Origin of the sequence: Hyunsoonleella pacifica, from assembly GCF_004310335.1 — a bacterium.
In the GTDB taxonomy this organism is placed as follows: domain Bacteria; phylum Bacteroidota; class Bacteroidia; order Flavobacteriales; family Flavobacteriaceae; genus Jejuia; species Jejuia pacifica.
Map to the genome: position 1 here is coordinate 118385 of NZ_SIRS01000003.1, position 20312 is coordinate 138696.

Genomic DNA, 20312 nt, shown 5'->3' on the forward strand with positions numbered 1-20312 from the left:
ATGTTTAGCCTCCCCTAACCCCTCCAAAGGAGGGGAATACTTACTCGAACGATGATATAGCGCGCAAGTATGAGTTCCTCCCCTTTGGGGAGGCTAGGAAGGGCTTGTTTTTAAAATCTATAATTCACATTCAAAAAATATGTCGCTCCTCTACCATACCAATACTTAGATCCAAATACAGGAGTATTCAAAGCTTGGTCATCTCTCAATTGTCTAAAATTAGCATTTCGTCCCTGTTCAAAACCTCCTGTTCTAAATACTTCATCTAATAAATTATTCACACTTGCAAATACACTAATATACTTGCTTCCAATTTTCCAAGATTTACCACCTACTAAATTCACTATCATATAATCATCAAAACGTTCTTGCTTTAATAATTCTCTCGCTAAAGCCTCATCATAATCATTAAAAACATTGCCATCAAAATCTGTGGTAAAGTTTGAAGAACGTGTTAACGGACTCACATCAATATACGTATTTGTAAAAAAGTTAGCCGTAGCACCAAACCACCAAAAATCAGGATCGCGATACTCAAAACCAACAGCATACGCCCGATGCGGACCTGCTGCAATTCTATAATTCTTTAAATTAGACTGTCCAAAATCCTTAAATCCATCTACAAACCCAGCAGCAACAGATTCATCGTCAGCTTCTGTTGTTAAAAACAAATTGGGATTATTGGCATAAGTAAACTGACCCACAGAAGCCACTCCTTTTAACTTTATAGTTGGCGTTACCTGAGCTTCAATACCAAATTCCACACCTATATGTTGTTTATCTATGTCTTGTAAAATCTCTTGTATAAACGCCACATTATCGCCACCAATACCATCAGCAAAGAAAAACGATATTTCATTTGCATCCCTAATTTTAGTGTAATACCCTGTTAATTTAGCTTTTATAATAGGCGAACGGAAAATATAACTTGCATCCACAGATAATAGTTTCTCTTCAGTAATATTTGGCACTACATTATGATTTTCACGCGAGTTAGAGAACGTGTTTCTTAATGATGGTGCTCTGGTTATAAATCCGCCATTGGTATTTATCAAATGTTTACCTGAAATTTTATAGGTTAATCCACCTTTTAGCCCAAAACCAGTAAATGTTAACTTTTGCCCTTTACCTAAAGAGTTGTCTGGAAATGCACCATTTTGGTACAATCCTTCTCGTTGATATTGTGTATTTGCAATACTTCCAGACACAAAAAAATCCAACTTATTATATCTAAATTGTACTTGCGAGAAACCACTAATTACATTAGCAAATACATTATAATTGTATTTAAATCTATCGCCCACACCAACTAATCGGTTTGGGTTTTGCAAATCGTTTTGAGCTTCATTAACGTCATCAGCAAACTGATCTATATCCAAATACGTTTCTGCTCCTAATAAATCTAAAACTTCAGCAAAATTCTCTGATTTTAGTTGCTGAAGGCTTAACCCAGCATTTAAAATGATATTGTTATTAATTTCTGAATTTAAAATAGAATTAAACGTCAACTGAGTGTCGTCTACACGGTCTTCATAAAGAGCATATCTCGCATTACCTCCATTTTGCGAGTTAGAAATATTAGCTTCATGAAAGGTATTCCAATCTACTTGTCCGTCGTTTTGAAACGCTCGTAAAGCCAAAAATGCAAACTGTAAATCATCTGGAAAGTTACGTTCAAAATAGCTTGGTAAATTTTGGTAGTATGCAGGGCTTGGATTTGCGCCTCCACCTTCTGGCACACCGTTTACCAAATCTGTCCCGTTATTGTCTAATCTGCTATTCCCTAATGTTCCAAATTGATAAGCCACATTAGTATTTAATCTGGTTTTGGAAGAGATATCCCAATAATGATTCAACATAAAAATAGGTTCTTCTACATCTTTAATGCGCGAATTACGTTGTTTTCCGTTTTGCCATCCCCAATATTCATTATATCGAATACCTTTTAAATCAAATACTTCTTGAGTATTCGGAGAAGATTTACCTCTACGATTTGGTGCATAAATCCCTGTAAAATTTAAACTATGCTTATCATTAAGTATCTTTTCAACAGAAAGAAAAACAGAATTTGCATCATACAATGTGGCATCTTGATAGCCCTCATTACCCCAACGTCTGCCTAAAGAAATAGTGTAAGCCCAATTATTTTTTAAAAGACCAGAAGCATAGGTCGCCATTAAGCGATTTGTATAACTCCTATTTGAAGATGAATAGGTTAATCTTCCACCTTCCCGAGCTTGAGACGCTCTAACATTAATATTTGTTGTACCTAAAATACCGCCAAAATTATAATCTGATGGTGCTAAACCTGCAGTTAATTCTTGATTACGCATCACATCGTTTAAACCTCCCCAATTGCTCCATTGTGGGCGCCCATTGAATAATTTATTCATTGGAATTCCATTGATAAGCACGGTTCCATTTTCAGAATCTAAACCTCTTAACCTGAAAAAAGATTGGCTAAATTCAAAAGCAGCCGTACGTTGAAATACATCTAAAGATGAGGCTAGCAACCCCGTAATATTATCAGCGCCAACTGCATCGTTATCTAACTCATCATCAGAAAGCGTTATGGTAAATAAATCCTGACTTTGTGATACATCCCGCTCTAAAGTCATATCACTAATATCCACTGTTAGTCCTTCATTTACTATAATTGGAAAACGTTTGGTTATGTAACCGGTTTTAGAAATTTTAAGAATTTGATCGCCTATAGGCACATTAACATCAAAACGAAACTCGCCTTGTACATCAGTAAGAAGTAGCAAATCAGTTTCCTCAAGTTCAACAGTAACGTTTAAAATGGGCTGAAATGATACCGCATCTTTAACGCTTCCTTTAATAGCCGTTTCCTGAGAAAAGCCAAAAAAAGTAAAACATCCGAATAAAAATATGAGGGTAATTTTATTCATATCTAACGGCTCTGTATAAGCTTTGTTGCGTGTTTGTTTAACTAAAAGTAAGCAAATTATATTGATTAGAGAGTTCGTGAGGACTTTCTCAATTGAGCTAAAAGCTAGCAATAAAATTAATACCTTGTTGTGCGTAGGCTTTTTTCAATTAATTCCAATGTCTCTTTGACGAAATCTGTTTTCCCTAGTACATATGAGCCTCTATCGTTTTTAAACTTAGACGCTAATTCAATTTTTAAATCTTCGTATTCTTTTGCTCGTTTTTTATTCGCATTTAGATAGTCTCGAAAGTTTATTTGTTTCCACATCACATTATCTTTCGGACACATATGAATGTGAAAAATCTGTTCTTTTTTTCCATCTAGATTATATCCCTTTCCAAATGTTGAATATTCCTCAATGTTTTCTCTTGCTGGAACTTTGAAATGAGAATAGCCCAATTCAGTGAATTGGTCGATTAATTGTCCGTCAAACAATAAATCTTTTGGAATTTCAATCATTAAGTCGATATACGGTTTAGATTTTATGGATGTAATTGATGAACTGCCAAAGTGCTCAATTCTCAATATTATTTCTTGTCCTACCTTTTCTAAAATCCGCTGTTTTTCGTTTTCATAGATATTTTTCCATTCAGGATTATGGTCAACCAATTCAATCGGGAAAAGTGTATTCCAGTCCTCTTTGGTCAAATCGTATAATGTTTTTTTCATTGTTTTTCGGTTGGTTTTTTAGCTTACGCATTACAGTGAGATGTCAATAATAAGAAAAAGTAACTAATTGATTCTAATAAATTTAAATCATTAATTTAACTTTGGCTTAGGTTTTGTATTACTAAAACCGGAACTTTTAAGCATGAATTTTTTTAAACTTTCTTATTTCGTCATTTTTTTAAGTGTATCTACAATCTTATATGCTCAAGATAAAACATTTAAGATACATACCATTGCCTTTTACAATTTAGAAAATGTTTTTGATACTATAAATGACCCACTAAAGTTTGATGAGTATAGCCCAATAATGGAATTAAAAACAAACAGAAAGGAGGCTTACCTACAAAAAACAAGAAATATGGCCCGCGTAATTTCTGAAATAGGTAAAGATGATACCAAAAATGCTCCTGTAATACTTGGTGTTTGCGAAGTTGAAAACAGAACTGTTTTAGAAGATATCGTTAATGATTCACTTTTGATTGAAAAAAACTATAGTATTATACACCATGATTCGCCTGATGCTAGAGGTATTGATGTAGGGTTAATATATCAACCAAATCTATTTACGCCAACTAACACCAATACTTACGAATTAAAAATTTACGATGACCAGGATGGAACCCGAATTACAACAAGAGACCAATTGGTAGTAAGTGGACAATTGGAAGATGAGACGATTCACATTATAGTAAATCACTGGCCATCTAGACGTGGTGGCGAGGCTAGAAGTAGACCAAAACGTATTGCTGCTGCAAAACTTAATAGGCGTATTGTAGACTCTCTTCAAAACAAAGATCCTTATGGAAAAATTATTATCATGGGCGACTTAAACGACAATCCTAATAACCCAAGTATAAAAGATGCTTTACAAACAGAGCGAAAGCGTAAAAAGGTTCGCTTTAAAGGGCTTTATAATCCATACGAGAATTATTATCGGGATGGTTTAGGTACAACAGCCTATAGAGATAACTGGAGTTTGTTTGACCAGATTATTATATCTAAACCTCTTTTAGAAAAAGACTATACCTCTTTTAGGTATTACAAAGCGGGTATCTTCAACAAAAACTATCTTATTACTTCAAACGGAAAATATAAAGGGTATCCTTTTAGAAGCTGGAGCAATGGAAGTTTTAGCAACGGCTACAGCGACCATTTTCCTGTATATATGTATTTAATTAAAGAAATCCCAACTGTGCTATCGGACATCGTTCCTAAGTAGAACAACTTAAAAAATATCTTTACCCCAACCAAGTACTCCATGGAATTCTTGATAAAAGCAACACCAAAGCTATTGTATAAAAAACTGCAATTGTTTTTAATTTTGGTGCTGATGTCAACTTCTTTTTATGCTTTGAATAGCCTATTGTTATTAAAGCTACAGCAATGATATTAATTGTTGGATGCTCTACAAGATACAGTCTATTTACAGCATCTTTCATAACACCTCCCATACCTAACTCACTAAATAATTGTAGTCTAGGCGATACAAAATATAATACAAGTCCTATTAATAATTGAATGTGCGAAACAATTAATGTGAACAAAGAAATTCTAAAGTCTTTAGCACTATACTCTTTACCGCCAACAGATTTTAAAACAGCATTGATAACTGCAATAATTAAAATTATTAGCACTAAATATGCCCAATAAGAATGTAATGCTTGAATAGTTTCGTACATAGTTTTTTAGTTTTTATTTCAATATCAAAAATAGTAATTTTAGTTAATAAAAAAACCGCTTCTTGTTTAGAAGCGGTTTAAATTTAATCTTTAAAAAGATTAACTATAGCCATTTATTTTCAGCAGCATCGCCTCCCCAAATAAGTGTTGCTAAAAAGGGGTTATCAATAAAAGGATTCCTATTCCCTTGGGCTGAAAAAATTATAGTGTTACGTTGTTCTTCAAATTCTGAAACAGGATCTTCTCTATTCCATTTTAAAAATAATTCTAATGTTCCTACCTTATTAAAGGTTTCACCATATCTTACATTTAAATAAAGAATCATTCGTGCTACATCGCCTTTCCAGTCATCTCCAGGATACCAAGTATTTTCATTAATTAAGGCATAACTACCACTACCGTCTACAAAAGGAAAGTTAGACCGGTCGCTATTTACTGTTGCATCGCAAGATCTAAGATGGTGCAAATCTGAAAATGAAGGTCCCATATCACCTTCTGCCAATAAAGATCTTGGATATACATGTTCTGTATTAAATGTTTGTGGTGTATGTGAATTAGAGTCTGAGGTCCATTCTCGTTCGTCTCTACTCTCACCTGAATACATTAAAATAACATTAGCGGTATTACTTAAATCTTCATCGGCATCATATAAAAAATTATGACGTTGCCCATAAGTTAAAATAGTGGTGTGCTTCATTTGTGTAACATCTTGAATTTCTTCTAGCATAATAGTGGCATCCTCTACAAATAAGACATCGCTATAATAATTCTCTAATGCTTCTGGGATATTAAAATTAACTCCAGCAGCTACTGTAATATTTACGTTAGCAGTAGAGCATGAAGAGTTTTGCGTATCATCATCACATATAGTATACGTAAATGTATCTACTCCTGTAAAACCCATTTGTGGTACGTATATTACACTGCCATCTCCTTGCAACTCTGCATTTCCTTGAGTACCATTTGTGTCTAACTCTAAAATAGTTGTTCCCGCAATAATAACATCATTACTTAAAAGATCTGTTATGGTAATTGCGACTGTATTGGAAGCATTATAATTATCATCTACTGCATTTATACCTTCCTCAACAGTTATAATTACAGGTGCAGAGGAACAATTATCATTATCATCACAAATTGTGTATGTAAACGTATCTTCTCCAACAAAATCAGTTTTCGGTATATATGTTACAATATTACCTTCTAGACTAATGTTACCCTCTGTGCTGGCTATTTTATCAACAGATGTAATCGTTACATTACTTTCTAACACATCATTAGCCGTTAAATCATCAATGGTTAGTGTTTTATTAGCAATAGTTGTATAATTATCTTCTACTGCTATGGATGTAACACCTCTTTCTACTTCAATAAAAACAGTAGCTGTTGAACAATTGTTTTGTACAGTTTCACAAATTGTATAAATAAAAGAGTCTGTCCCAATAAAATTATTTTCTGGAGTAAACGTTATTACACCATTGTTATTTACAACTTCTCCTTTTGTATTGGTGGTATTTATTTCTAAACTTGTTCCTTCTGTGTTATCGTCGTTACTTAATATATCTGTTATAACAATTTCTCTATTTTGAAGTGTTGTGTATAAATCATTAAAAGCTACAGGTTTTGGCACTGGTGGGGCAACCGAATCTGAACTAGAGCAGTTTGAAATAAGACATACAAATAGTGCAAACTTTAGTATTTGTTTCATCTTCATAGTTTTATATTTATGACATAAAATCAGCATATTACTATGCTGATTTTATGTTTTTTGCTAAGGCAATTAATGTTTATTGCACAACATAAATGTAGTCGCCATTCTCTCCTAATTCTAAAAGATAGGTTTCTGTTCCTGTAGGAAAGGCAGAAATGGTAACTTCAAATCTTTTACCTATTTCTGTATCTGGGAAATTTGCTTTTAACACAACATTAAATGCAAGTAATAGTTCGTCTTCATCCCAAAAGGTAGAACCACCTTCTCTTCTGTTGAAATTACCAAAACGTCCTAGATTTTCTAACTCATCTGCTAAGTTTTCTACTGAAGCTAATTCCGTTACTACTCTATCATAATCGTCAGCAACAAATTCATAAGGAATTGCATTATTTGGTTCCCATCTTCCATTGTTATAAGTAAACTTTAGTGTGGCCGCTGGTGCCTCCCAAGATGTTCCAAATTCATAAAACATCCCTCTTGTTAATGTTCCTGTAGATCCTCCAAAGAAGAATTGATACACTAAAAATATGTTATCGCCTTCCTGTGCAAAAGGGTATTGTCTTGTTACAAAAGTTGGTAAATAATTTTCTGGTAGTGAAGAGCTACTAAAATTATTAAATCGTCCCGGAGGGCCCATTTCGTCATAATCTGCATCAGTCAATACATAAACATTATCTTCATCTAATATTTCCCAATTTGTACCATTGTATCTGTAGAAGGCGAATAATTGATCTTTCGTACCTTCTAATCCACCAGCTTTAACATTTATCTGTCTTACTCTCCATCTTGTAGACGCCGAGTCTGTAGATTCATATTTCAGAGCTATGTTAACTGTTTCTCCATCAAAGTTAGAAATATCTACGTCCTCAGATAACACATAATCGTTATCATTATTAGTTGGAACCATAGTAAATGTTATTTCCTCCCATGTAGCTGTTGTAACATCTCCGGTATAATCTGTAGCAACTAATACTTGAATACCTAAATCATTAGGGTTACCAAATCTAAAATTTTGATTGATTTGCATCCTAAGATTTGCATCACTAGAGAAATCTAATTCTGGAGAAACTAACCAATCTTCATTTGCAAAATTAGAACCACTACTAAAGCCACTCATCTGTACATTATTAAATTGCACACCTTCAGACCAAGATTGAGCACCCGAAATATCTATAGGTGTCCAACCTTCAAAAGCACCAAAATTAGTTTCACTAATTACTCTAGTACCATCTACTGGTTCTTCATTAAATTTAAGATATTCTACTCTAACAACATCGCCTTCTAATGGTGTAGGGTTTTCTCTAGCTACAATACTTTCTAAAAAGCTTTCTTCATTTTCACTTGGTAAAAATGCGCCAGATCCTTGGGTTGGGTAATCGGAAGCTGATAATTCATACTTACCGGCGGTAATATATCTTGAAAGATCTTCATCATTTGTATTTCCACCCGGTATGTAATCTACATCAACAAATACATTTAGCCCATCAACGGCTATACTTATTCTATCTGATAAAATTGGTGCAATTTTAATTTCTGCATCTTCAATTGAGGGGAATGCATTAAAGATTTCATAAATATCATCTTCTTCGTCATCAAAACCTTCGAAATCAGCTGACGTTAATTCGTATGTGATGTCGTTTAAAATTGGTGTAGCCTCTCCTGCTTCACGAAAAGCTTCATCTAGTTCGTCATTACATGATACTAGTAAAGCACCACATAAAAATGTTATGATTATATAATTTAAATTTTTCATTTTTGAAGTTTTATTTTAAAGACTAATTCTAAAATCTAATTGTAGTACTTACACTAAATGTTCTTCCTGGGCCGAAGAATACTTCGGCTCCTGATGCTGTTCCTCCATTATCATCAGCTCTGGTAATATATAATTGATTAAATACATTATACATTCTTGCACTAATTGTTGCATCTAAGTCTGAAATTTTAAAGTTATGACGAAAAGACGCGTCGAATAAATGATAATTAGGCACTTCGTAAGGGTCTCGTCTTAAGAAATCTATTCTTTCTTGATTATTTAAATTTTCCTCACTTAGAGCACGATCGCTAGGGTCAAAATCTGCAAAATATCTGTCGTAAAAATTATAATCTATAAAGAATGATGTGTCTGGTGTAAGATCTACTCTTAAATTTAAACCCGCAGTGGTTTGTGCCGATCTACCTACTGGTAAGTCTGTAATTAATACTCTAAATTCTTCTTGTACAACTTGATTTTCGTCTAGTCGAGTTACATCTACATCATCTAGCCACTTCCAGTTACCTAACGAAATAAAACCTTTTAAATTTAGAAAGCTGAATGGTCTATAGTCAAAATCCATCTCAACACCTTGATGCAATGCGTCTATTCCAAGAATATTATCAAAAACTTGTTGATCTACTGTATCTCCATTTGGTAATTGAACTTGTTCTGTTCTATTCCTTGTTTCACTTCTATCACTCCATCGTGTGTTGTACAAGTTTACGTTTACAGCCAGTTTATCTGATCTTAAACCATATCCTAACTCTACACTAAAAATTTTCTGATTTACAGCATCTGTATTTGTAGCATCATTATCGTTAGTAGGCCAAATTGCATTAGGAAACGGTGCTCTTTCAAAATAGCCAACATTAAAAAATACATTGTGATAATTATCAACTCTATAATTAGCACCAGTTTTAGCTCCAAAACCAGTAAAGTTAATCCAGTCGGTTTTTCTATTAGGGTCGTTAGGGGTTTTTAAAAACAAATCTTCTCTTTGGTATTGGGTTTGAGATATATTTCCTGCTACAAAAGCTGAAATATTGTCTTTATCGTACTCTATCTGCCCAAAAGCACCTCCAATTCTTAAGAACGTTTTATTATGAAATAGAAACTTATCCCCAGCTCTTAATTGGCTTTGAGGGTTATTTATGTTACCGTTATCCACTTCTACAAACTCTCCTCCTAATAAATCTTCTATTTCTCGGAATCTTTCATATTGTCCATACTTAACATCTAAACCTAATGTTAAATCAAATTCATTATTAAGTGTTTTGTTATAGTTAGATAAAAGTCCATACCAGTAATGTTTATTAACGCTGTTGATTAGATATGATGTAGAAATTCTGTTAGCTCCATTATTTCTAACCACTTGATCTACATCAACCGGACCATAATCTCCTAATCTAAGGCTATTATTTACTAAACCACTAGAACTTGAGTCTAACCCATCTCCCTGATCAAATGTTATACCACCAGTACCAGAACTAAAATATAATGATGTTGCTAACTTAGAATTATCGTCAATATCCCAATAATGTGATAATCCCATTATAGGCTTATGAAAGAAGTTTCTACTTAAACTAAACACTTCTCCGTTTCGTATACCAAAATCTGCGTTTGTTCTAATGCCGTTTGGACTTTGATCTGTTTGCTGTAAAGTGAGTCTCTCAAATCTAGTACCATGGCGTTGAGGAGCTCCTGTAGCAGTAAAAACTAATTTATGCTGATCATTAAACTCTTTAGAAATACCAGCAAAGTATGTGAGTGCATCAAAAGGTGTTCCATCAACATAACCATCTCCATAGGTTCTATCTGCGTATACAGTTGCCGAAAATCCATTTGATAAACCTGTAGACAGTTTCAAAGCATATTTGTTATAGCCATTATTACCTAATCCATAAGAAAACATACCACCTTTATTAGTATTGGTAGTTTCTGTGATGATATTAACAGTACCCCCAATAGAAGGCACTGCTAGTTTTGATGCTCCTAAACCTCTTTGGGTTTGAGTAAACTTAGTAACATTACCAATACCTGCCCAGTTAGACCAAAATACTCTTCCATCAAGAAAATCATTTACTGGAATACCGTTTATTACAACAGCTACATTTTCAGAGTTAAAACCTCGTAATGTAACTTCTCCATCACCAAATCCACCACTACCTCTTGTGGTAAAAACACCAGGTGTAGATTTTAGAATCTCTACAAACTCTTGGTTACCTAATTTTTGAGCTATTTCTTCTTGTTTAATTGTAGAGACAGCAACTGGAGTTTTTCGATCTACTGCAAGAGAGGCCACTATTTGAATCTCTTCGAGACCTACTTGGCTCGATTCCATTTCAATTTTACCAAGAGTAATGTCTCCAGAAAATGAAATAGTTTTAGCATTGTAGCCTATATAGGTTATCACAATTTCTCCAGAATCTTGTTCGGTAGTAATAGAAAAGTTTCCATCAAAATCAGTGGTAACACCATTAGAAGTTCCTTTTTCGATAACATTTGCACCGGGTAAAGGTAAATTTGAACCCACCTCAATAATAGTACCTGTTATAGTACTTTGAGCTAAAGCAACAGTAGAGAATAACAAAACTGTTAGCGTAATCAGTAAATTAGCTGTTTTTTTCATAATTTTTGAAAAATTATTTAATAATTTGAAATTAGTCGTAGCAAAAATACTGATAATTAAAACATTAACATTAACCAAATGTTAAGAATCTTAACAGTTCTTATTAACAAAAAAGCACCGATATTCACAATATCGGTGCTTTTGATATAAAATTCTCAACAATTTAAGAGTTTTCCTTAAAATACTTTAATAGATTAGAGGTTGAAGAATCGTGTTCATTTTGTTCTTCTCCACTAAATTCTTTTAAAATCTTACTTGCTAATTGCTTTCCTAATTCTACTCCAAATTGATCGTAGCTAAAGATATTCCAAATAACACCTTGCACAAAGATTTTGTGTTCGTACATAGCTATAAGTTTACCCAAACTTTCTGGTGTTAACTTATTAATAAATATAGTATTTGTTGGCTTATTGCCTTCAAATATTTTAAATGGAATTATTGCTTCTTTTGTATCTTCTGCAACAACTTGCGCTTTAGTTTTTCCATTAAGAAGTGCTTCTGTTTGTGCTAAAAAGTTTGAAGTAAGCTTATCTTGATGGTCTTGGTTTCCATGAAGTGATTTTACAAACCCAATAAAATCTGCTGGAATCAGTTTAGTCCCTTGATGTATGAGTTGAAAAAATGCATGTTGCGAATTGGTTCCTGGTTCTCCCCATATCAAAGTCCCAGTTTGATAGTTTATAGGGTTTCCATTTCTATCTACACTTTTTCCATTACTCTCCATAATACCTTGTTGCAAATATGTTGCAAATTGATTCAAATATTGAGAGTAAGCAATGATAGCTTCACTTTCTGCATTAAAAAAGTTATTGTACCAGATACTAATTAATCCAAGGACAACTGGAATATTCTTATCAAAATCTTCATTTTTAAAATGTTCATCCATCTTGTTGGCACCTTCTAAAAGACTTGCATAATTATCGTAGCCAACTGCTAAACTAATGGACAATCCAACGGCACTCCATAAAGAGAAACGACCACCAACCCAATCCCACATTGGGAAAATATTATTAGTGTCTATTCCAAAATTAGATACAGCTTCTAAATTAGTGGATACAGCTACAAAGTGTTTTGCGATATCTTGCTCATTAGCCGATTCTAAAAACCAAGATTTTATAGTATTAGCATTAGAAATTGTTTCTTGAGTTGTAAACGTTTTAGATACAATTACAAAAAGTGTTGTTTCAGGGTTTAGATGCTTAATAACTTCATTTACATGATCACCATCTACGTTACTTACAAAATGAGTAGTTAGATGGTTCTTATAAAATTGTAATGCATCAACAACCATTGCAGGTCCTAAATCTGATCCACCTATCCCTATATTCACAACATGAGTAAACGGTTTTCCTGTATAACCTTTTCTCTCTCCCTGCACAACTTCATTTGTAAACGCTTTTATTTTTCGTTTTACTTTATATACTTCTGGTATTACATTTTCTCCATTTACAGTTACAACTGCAGATTCTGGCGCTCTTAAAGCAGTATGTAATACTGCTCTCCCTTCTGTTTTATTTATTATCTCTCCTGAAAATTGACTTTCTATAGCTTGTTTAAGCTTAACATCGTCAGCTAATTCTAAAAGTACTTTAAATGTTTCCTCAGTGATTCTGTTTTTTGAAACATCTACATAAAAATCATCCCACTTTATGGTAAATTTATTTGCTCTCTCTAGATCCTCAACAAATAAGTCTTTCATCTGAAGATTTTTGGTGTCTTCAAAATGTGCTTTAAGCTTTTTCCAAGCATCTGTTGTTGTAGGATTAATATTTGGTAATGCCATATTATGAATTTGATTGGTAAATTACAGTTTCATCTTTTAGCTCTTCTGTAATTTGAGGTTTAAAATTTATATTATCTAACTTATACTTTACAGGTTGAATAAACTCTAAGTATTTCGCTTTTAAAGAATCTGAAATTGGTTTTGCTTCTGGCAGTTTCTGTTTAAAGGGGTCTACTTGTCTACCATTTTTCCAAAAACGATAGCATACATGAGGCCCTCCAGTATTTCCTGTCATTCCAACCCATCCAATTACATCGCCTTGTTTTACAAACTGACCCACTTTAGCTTTTCGCTTACTCATGTGCAAATATTGGGTTTCATACGTAGCATTATGACGAATTTTAACATAATTACCATTACCTCCTCTACGCTCAGATTTTGTAACTGTACCGTTTGCTGTTGCCATTATTGGGGTACCAATAGGTGCTGCAAAATCTGTACCTTTATGTGGTCGTACTTTATAACCGTAAACTGCTATACGGCGTCTTAAGTTATACCTTGACGATATTCTACTGAATTTTACGGGTGCTTTTAAAAAAGCGCGTCTTAAATTTTTAGCTTCTTCATTAAAGTAATCTACAATGCCTTTAGTGGTATCTGTCATAAACTCAAACGCATAAAAAGGCTCATGGTTATGTTCAAAATATGCAGCTTTTACTCTATCTACTCCTGTGTAAATAGTATCATCAATATACTTATCTGTATAAATTACTTTAAATCTATCACCTTTCTGTAGCCTTCTAAAATCAATAGTCCATGCATAAATTTCATCAGCCATTTTATAAGCCAAACGCGGACTTAAACCTTGTTGCTCCAAAGTAAGTGAAATATTGTCTTCAATAATACCTGTGGCAATCTTTTCTACATACTTAATAGGTTTTCTACTTGTATATGCTTGTATTGAATCCTGGAAATTAATTACAACATAGTCTTCTAAGTTTGGCTGATAGATGAAACACGTTGCGGTCTCCAAAGAATCTTTTGCACATAACAGTGTATAGGGTTTACCAACTTGAAGTCCTCTTCTAATGTTAAATGTATCCTTTGCTTTTTCTGCTATATTGAAAATTTTAGGATATCCAACATTATTTCGTTCTAAAATAACACCAAAGGTATCACCACTTCTAATAGTGTCACGTTTTACGATATAATCATCCAGAGTAAAGCCAAATTCTACCTTTGGTTTTGGTTCTTCTATTACCGCTAATTCTTGTTCTTTAATTTCTGGTTTTGGATCGCTTTTGCAGCCGAAAACAACAACTGCTAAAATTAGAAATACTAAATATTTATCCCCCAATCTTCTATTTCTTTTACTGTCCATAAATCTGGAAAAAATATTCTTTTTTGATATTTTGGATGCATATATTTTACCCATTCGCTTCCTCCAGTAGCTTCAGCGGTTTTACCTCCAATATTTAAATAATGATTTGCTGTATTATAGTGTGCCATTACCCATTTTACATTAACAGTATAATCGTAATGTCTCATAGCTTTTATCAAGGCTTTATCTTCCCTATCTTTTTTGGGAAGTGCTTTATATTTAGACCACAAATTTTTGTCTTCATACATTTTAGAAAACTTTATAAACTTGCCTTTGTATCGTTCTTCAAAAGCGGATAATGTATATGTTTTTTTACCTGTTTTATAATCTTTACCTGCAGCTTGCCAATACAATTGCTCAAATGCACTGTTACAACAAATATCTTTACTTACTTTATCCCTAAAGCGTTTATCTATTAGGTTTATTAATTCTGTTGAGCCAAATTCTACAAGTCTGTATTGCGCACTTTGAAATCCACTGGCTGGAGTTAATGTGGTTCTAAATTGATTGTACTGCTCAATATTCATCCCATCCTTCATAATACTAAAGGAAGAGGTAAGCACATCAAAATAACGACTAATACGCATTATTTTATCAGTAAAAATTTCAACTCCAAAATCGTTTTCTGCTACCTGCTCAATCTCAGTAAGTATCATTTTAAATAATAGCTCACTAATTTGATGATACATGATAAAAACCATTTCATCAGGAAAATCTGTTCTGGGTTTTTGTAGATTTAATAAAACATCGGTTTGTATGTAGTCCCAGTAACTAATGGGTTTACTATGAAGCAATCCTTCTAAATGAACTTCTAAATCTTGATCTATGGAATCGTACTTGGCTTTTAGTTGGTTGGTTATATGAGAGTCTGATTTCATTAATTTTTAACAACTATTTGAAACGGATGCTTCAATCCTTTAAAGGCCTCTAAGTCTGCTCTAAGCGACCCCACAGCCAAATCTGCTTTGATGCGCAAAGGTAATTTATTTTTATCTTTAGATACCCATAGCGTTAAACTTTCTTCTTCTTTAAAAACACGTCCAGCCATTACATAAGGCCTAAATTTTAAAGCTTTTACATCTCCAAAATCTGTGTCGATAATTTCTTCTCCCAAGTACTGTAATTTAAAACCATAATTCTCCTCATCAAAAAACATATCTACCTTAAACTCGTCTCCTACTTTTAGCGTACTTATATCAATACTATTACGTAAGTAATAATAAGTAGACACCATGTCTTGAATGTTAGGCTTGGTATCAATTACTTTTTGTGTTTTATGCTTTTTATTGTTCACATGAGCTTTTTGGTTCTCATGGTCAAAATCTATTACAATATCTTTTGTATGTCCGCCCTCATCAATATTACGCACAAATTTATAAGGCATAATTGTATGCTTATCAAAGTAACTTTCATACCTGTCTTTTACCTTAAAAAACCATTTAATCATGCCTGTTGTCCAACCTTTTCCAACAACATGATATACGTCTTTGTCGTCTAATTTAGAGTCTTTAACTGTAAGCGTTGCATTACCAGCTTTTAAAAAACCACTGTAACTCATCTTAAACTTAAACCATTCTCCATCTCCAAAAGCTGATTCTTGCTGTGCAAAAGATGATTGTATAGCAACAAAAACAATTAATATAAGTAGTAATCTTTTCATTTTATTTGGGTAATTATAATGTAACTTCTTCTCACAAAATTTATTGTTTCACTAGAGAAATTACAATTACTATTCCAAAAATATAAATTTTATTGAAACACACTGCCTTATAAATGTTATTGTTCTGTTAGAAAACTAAGTATTTCATCGGTTTTGGGCACTTACAGAAGTTGGTCTCTAATAATAGATTTTATATCATAGTAATGAATTTATAATCATAAATACCTCACTAAACTATCATAAGTAATGTAATTTATAAAATAAGATGCTCACATTTTTACATGGACTCGATGTACTAGTATAATTAATTAAAAACCAAAACTTATGAGACAACACACATTAACTATTTGTCTATTATTACTTGTAATCGCAAATAGTTTTGCACAAGATTTTAATTTATCGGCTACCGCGGGTTATTTAAACATTAATTCCATTTTTAAAGTAGATGGTGAGAAACGTGATTTAGATTTTAAAAGTAGTGGGTTTTATATTGGAGCTCAAAGCGAAATAGAACTTGCTGAAAAAGTTAACTTACTCCCTGAATTGCTGTTGGCCATTAATAGTGAAGGTAATGTACTCTATCTTGGGCCCATTGCTGGTTATGAAGTTACTGAGGCTTTTAGCGCTCTTTTTGGACCAACTTTTACTTACCTCTTAGAAGACGTAGCTAGAAATTATCAAAAACTAGGTATTTCTATAGCTTTTGGTGGCTCATATAATATCTCAGATAAAATATATGCCCAGGCCAAATATAACATTCAAGTGAATAATTATTACACAGGCGACTCTGATATAAGCTCTAAAGCGAATTATTTACTTATAGGTATAGGGTTTAGAATTTTATAGTAGTTTGAGTTAGTTTAGTTGAAAACGGCACGATAAAATGATTGTATATCGTGCCGTTATTTTTATATAATTATTCTATAATTTTTGAAATCCTGATTTCATTAAATCCTTCTTTTAATGGTTTCAAAATACTATCACTCCTATTAACCAAATACTCATCTGTAAAAATTTTATCTGTCAATTCAGTTAAATCATTTCTTTCTAAGATAAGTCTATTGTCATTTATTTTGTAATTACCTTGATAAGTACAGCTATAATCGGCGTGATGAAATGCTGCGCCAAATGAACCATTTTCAAAAAGTATCAAAGTCCCACTTTTTGGTGTGCTTTCAATTTCGACAACTCCGACAACTACTTCTTTAGTCCAAAATTTTTTAGCTGAATGGCAAACCAAAAAATACCACATAAAACCGAAAAATATTGCAAGAGTCAAAGGAATGAAATCAAATTTTGTTTTATTCTTTCTAATTCTAATAAGGTTTCGAATTGACAAAACACTTACTATTATTATCAACAATCCTAAAAAAACTAAAGAATTCATAAAGTTCAAAAGTCCTGTGCAATAATCTCCAATTCGCAGAAATTGAAAAACTAAGAGTACACCTATAACACTAACAATCCCATATTTAAATAATCTTTTATTCAAACTGCTTATTATAATCTTAAAGAGTACCTCGTTTCGCTTGCTCTCTTTCAATAGATTCAAAAAGTGCTTTAAAGTTACCTGCTCCAAAGCCTTTTGCTCCCATACGTTGAATGATTTCGAAAAACAAAGTTGGTCTATCCTCCACGGGTTTCGTAAAAATTTGTAATAAATACCCTTCTTCATCAGCATCTATCATAATTCCCAAACTTTTTAAGGTTTCTATATCTTCTCTTAGTTCATGACTAAACTCTTCTAAGCGCCTAGGAACGGCTCTGTAGTATTCATCAGGTGGAATAGACAAAAACTCTACACCTCTACTTCTTAATTTAGAAACTGCAGTGATGATATCATCTGTAGCAACAGCGATATGCTGTACTCCTGCACCTTCATAAAAATCTAAATATTCCTCAATCTGTGATTTCTTTTTGCCTTCGGCTGGTTCATTTATTGGGAATTTTATGCGTCCGTTACCGTTACTCATCACTTTGCTCATCAATGCTGAATATTCTGTATGGATTTGCTTATCATCAAATGATAAAAAGTTTTCAAACCCCATAACGTCTTCATACCATTTTACCCATGTATCCATTTGTCCCCAACCTACATTACCTACCATGTGATCTATATATTTTAATCCTACAGGCTCAGGGTTATAATCACTTTCCCAAGCTCTAAATCCTGGTAAAAATGTACCGTTGTAGTTTTTACGTCCTACAAACATGTGTACTGTTTCTCCATAGGTATATATTCCTGAACGCACTACTTCTCCAAACTCATCTGTTTCAATAGTAGGCTCCATGTAGGGTTTGGCGCCTCTACTTGTGGTTTCCTCGTAAGCTTTTTTTGCATCTTCAACCCAAAGTGCTATTACTTTTACACCATCGCCATGTTTTACTATATGCTTGTTAATGGGCGATTTACTATTTAAGGGCGTGGTAAGCACAAGCCTAATTTTATCTTGCTTTAGCACATAACTTACCTCATCTTTTGAACCTGTTTCCAAACCTTTATATGCATAACTTTGAAAGCCAAAGGCTGTTTTATAAAAATGTGCGGCTTGCTTGGCATTACCTACATAGAGTTCTACATAGTCGGTTCCTAGAAGGGGCAGAAAATCCTGTGCTCCTTCAAATATTTTTTCTAAACCGTAGTTTACTGATTTTATGTTTTTACTCATAATTATAAGCCCTCCCTAACCCTCCCAAAGGGAGGGAACTCCAAAACGGACTTAACGGAGTTTGTTGATTTATATTTTTTGAACTGCATATCATTTAGCACTAAACTTTCAATGCTACTCCCTCTTCTTATGAGGGGTTAAGGGAGGCTTCTACAACCATGATTTATGGTAACTGTCGTCTGCAATTTTCATAGCTTCCTCTGTTATCTTGAGTGGTTTAAAAGTATCTACCATTACAGCGAGTTCTTCTGTTTTGACTTTACCAATACTACGCTCTGTCGCTCCTGGGTGTGGACCATGTGGGATACCTGCCGGATGTAAAGAAATATGTCCTACTTCAATATCATTTCTACTCATAAAATCGCCGTCTACATAGTACAGCACCTCATCACTATCTATATTACTATGATTGTACGGTGCTGGAATGGATTGTGGATGATAATCGTAAAGCCTTGGCACAAAACTACATACCACGAAAGCATCGGTTTCAAAAGTCTGATGTACTGGTGGCGGTTGATGAATACGACCTGTTATGGGCTCAAAATCGTGAATTGAAAAGGCATAAGGATAATTATAACCATCGTACCCTACCACATCAAATGGATGGGATGCGTATACCATTTCTATGATATCGTCTTGTTTTTTAACTTTAATTAAAAAATCTCCAGATTCATTATTGGTTTCCAACTCTTCTGGTCTTCTAATATCGCGTTCACAAAATGGCGAATGTTCTAGAAGTTGTCCAAACCAATTTCTATAACGTTTTGGTGTGTAAATAGGGCGCCTGGATTCTACAATAAATAACCTATTATCTTCTGTATCAAAATCTATTTTATAAATAATACCGCGAGGAATTAACAAATAATCGCCATATTTAAAATTGAGATTGCCTAGCATGGTTCTTAGTTTTCCCGTGCCTTTATGAATAAAAATTAATTCGTCTGCATCTGTATTCTTATAAAAATAGTCTTGTGTAGATTGTTTTGGTGCTGCCAAAATTATAGCACAATCATTATTAATTAAAATTGTTTTTCTACTTTCTAAAAAATCGTTTTCTGGTTTTACCTGAAACCCTTTTAAACGATACGACTTAATGTTATTTGCTTTTGCTATTTTAGGTGCAACACTATATTGGTTTTTTATTTCTTTTACTTGTGTTGGGCGTTGTTCGTGATAACTATTGGTAGACATACCATCAAAACCTATAGTACCAAATAACTGTTCATAATACAGTGTTCCATCTGGTTTTCTAAATTGCGTATGTCGCTTAGGTGGTATCTTCCCTAACTTATGATAAAATGGCATTTTTTTAAGTTTATAGATTAGCTCTAAAAAAGTGCTAGATGAATAATATTAAAGATAGTGATTTTATGAGTTCCTACTTTTGCAGGACAACTAAAAGCACTTACTTATTCAGGATTTCTCTTAATAAGATAGTGAAGGAATTGTAATAAATCTTTAAATAAAAGTTTCATAACTACACAA

Annotated in this window: 15 protein-coding genes; 2 read left to right on the forward strand and 13 right to left on the reverse strand. The window is 33.2% G+C overall.

The window, feature by feature from the left end; genetic code table 11:
- Positions 1–110: 110 nt before the first annotated feature.
- On the reverse strand, positions 111–2912 hold the full coding sequence (locus tag EYD46_RS06890; RefSeq protein ID WP_130936347.1) for a carboxypeptidase-like regulatory domain-containing protein: 2802 nt from the start codon (positions 2910–2912) through the stop codon (positions 111–113).
- 116 nt (positions 2913–3028) lie between these two features.
- Positions 3029–3622 (reverse strand): GrpB family protein, encoded by a 594-nt coding sequence (locus EYD46_RS06895; protein ID WP_130936348.1) that lies wholly within the window; start codon positions 3620–3622, stop codon positions 3029–3031.
- 142 nt (positions 3623–3764) lie between these two features.
- Here EYD46_RS06895 and EYD46_RS06900 point away from each other — a divergent pair, with 142 nt between their 5' ends.
- On the forward strand, positions 3765–4841 hold the full coding sequence (locus tag EYD46_RS06900) for an endonuclease/exonuclease/phosphatase family protein (RefSeq protein ID WP_130936349.1): 1077 nt from the start codon (positions 3765–3767) through the stop codon (positions 4839–4841).
- A 19-nt stretch (positions 4842–4860) separates the two neighbouring features.
- Here the strand turns inward: EYD46_RS06900 and EYD46_RS06905 are convergent, their stop codons facing one another.
- The 8 genes from EYD46_RS06905 to EYD46_RS06940 all read right to left on the reverse strand — a co-directional run bounded on the left by EYD46_RS06905 (position 4861) and on the right by EYD46_RS06940 (position 16158).
- The gene (locus EYD46_RS06905; protein ID WP_130936350.1) at positions 4861–5301 is read right to left on the reverse strand and encodes a hypothetical protein; all 441 of its coding nucleotides are present in this window, start codon (positions 5299–5301) and stop codon (positions 4861–4863) included.
- A gap of 103 nt (positions 5302–5404) precedes the next feature.
- Complete coding sequence (locus EYD46_RS06910; RefSeq protein ID WP_165454355.1) at positions 5405–7009, reverse strand: Ig-like domain-containing protein; 1605 nt, start codon at positions 7007–7009, stop codon at positions 5405–5407.
- A gap of 79 nt (positions 7010–7088) precedes the next feature.
- Complete coding sequence (locus EYD46_RS06915; protein WP_130936352.1) at positions 7089–8765, reverse strand: choice-of-anchor J domain-containing protein; 1677 nt, start codon at positions 8763–8765, stop codon at positions 7089–7091.
- 28 nt (positions 8766–8793) lie between these two features.
- Positions 8794–11394 (reverse strand): TonB-dependent receptor, encoded by a 2601-nt coding sequence (locus EYD46_RS06920; RefSeq protein ID WP_130936353.1) that lies wholly within the window; start codon positions 11392–11394, stop codon positions 8794–8796.
- Positions 11395–11557: 163 nt separating this feature from the next.
- Entirely contained in the window at positions 11558–13177 is a 1620-nt protein-coding gene (gene pgi / locus EYD46_RS06925; protein WP_130936354.1) for a glucose-6-phosphate isomerase, read from the reverse strand.
- Position 13178: 1 nt separating this feature from the next.
- Positions 13179–14498 (reverse strand): M23 family metallopeptidase, encoded by a 1320-nt coding sequence (locus EYD46_RS06930; protein ID WP_130936355.1) that lies wholly within the window; start codon positions 14496–14498, stop codon positions 13179–13181.
- The gene (locus EYD46_RS06935; RefSeq protein ID WP_130936356.1) at positions 14456–15376 is read right to left on the reverse strand and encodes a tryptophan 2,3-dioxygenase family protein; all 921 of its coding nucleotides are present in this window, start codon (positions 15374–15376) and stop codon (positions 14456–14458) included. Before EYD46_RS06935 ends, EYD46_RS06930 begins: the two co-directional genes overlap by 43 nt.
- On the reverse strand, positions 15376–16158 hold the full coding sequence (locus EYD46_RS06940; RefSeq protein ID WP_130936357.1) for a DUF3108 domain-containing protein: 783 nt from the start codon (positions 16156–16158) through the stop codon (positions 15376–15378). Before EYD46_RS06940 ends, EYD46_RS06935 begins: the two co-directional genes overlap by 1 nt.
- 324 nt (positions 16159–16482) lie before the next feature.
- Between EYD46_RS06940 and EYD46_RS06945 the strand changes: the two genes are divergently transcribed.
- Positions 16483–17004, forward strand: coding sequence for a hypothetical protein (locus tag EYD46_RS06945; protein ID WP_130936358.1), 522 nt, complete (start codon positions 16483–16485; stop codon positions 17002–17004).
- A 70-nt stretch (positions 17005–17074) separates the two neighbouring features.
- Here the strand turns inward: EYD46_RS06945 and EYD46_RS06950 are convergent, their stop codons facing one another.
- From EYD46_RS06950 to EYD46_RS06960, 3 genes are all read right to left on the reverse strand, one after another.
- Positions 17075–17650 (reverse strand): hypothetical protein, encoded by a 576-nt coding sequence (locus EYD46_RS06950; RefSeq protein WP_130936359.1) that lies wholly within the window; start codon positions 17648–17650, stop codon positions 17075–17077.
- 16 nt (positions 17651–17666) lie between these two features.
- Positions 17667–18827, reverse strand: a complete 1161-nt coding sequence (gene hppD, locus EYD46_RS06955) for a 4-hydroxyphenylpyruvate dioxygenase (protein ID WP_130936360.1) — start codon at positions 18825–18827, stop codon at positions 17667–17669.
- 150 nt (positions 18828–18977) lie between these two features.
- Entirely contained in the window at positions 18978–20132 is a 1155-nt protein-coding gene (locus EYD46_RS06960) for a homogentisate 1,2-dioxygenase (protein ID WP_130936361.1), read from the reverse strand.
- Between the last annotated feature and the right edge of the window lie 180 nt (positions 20133–20312).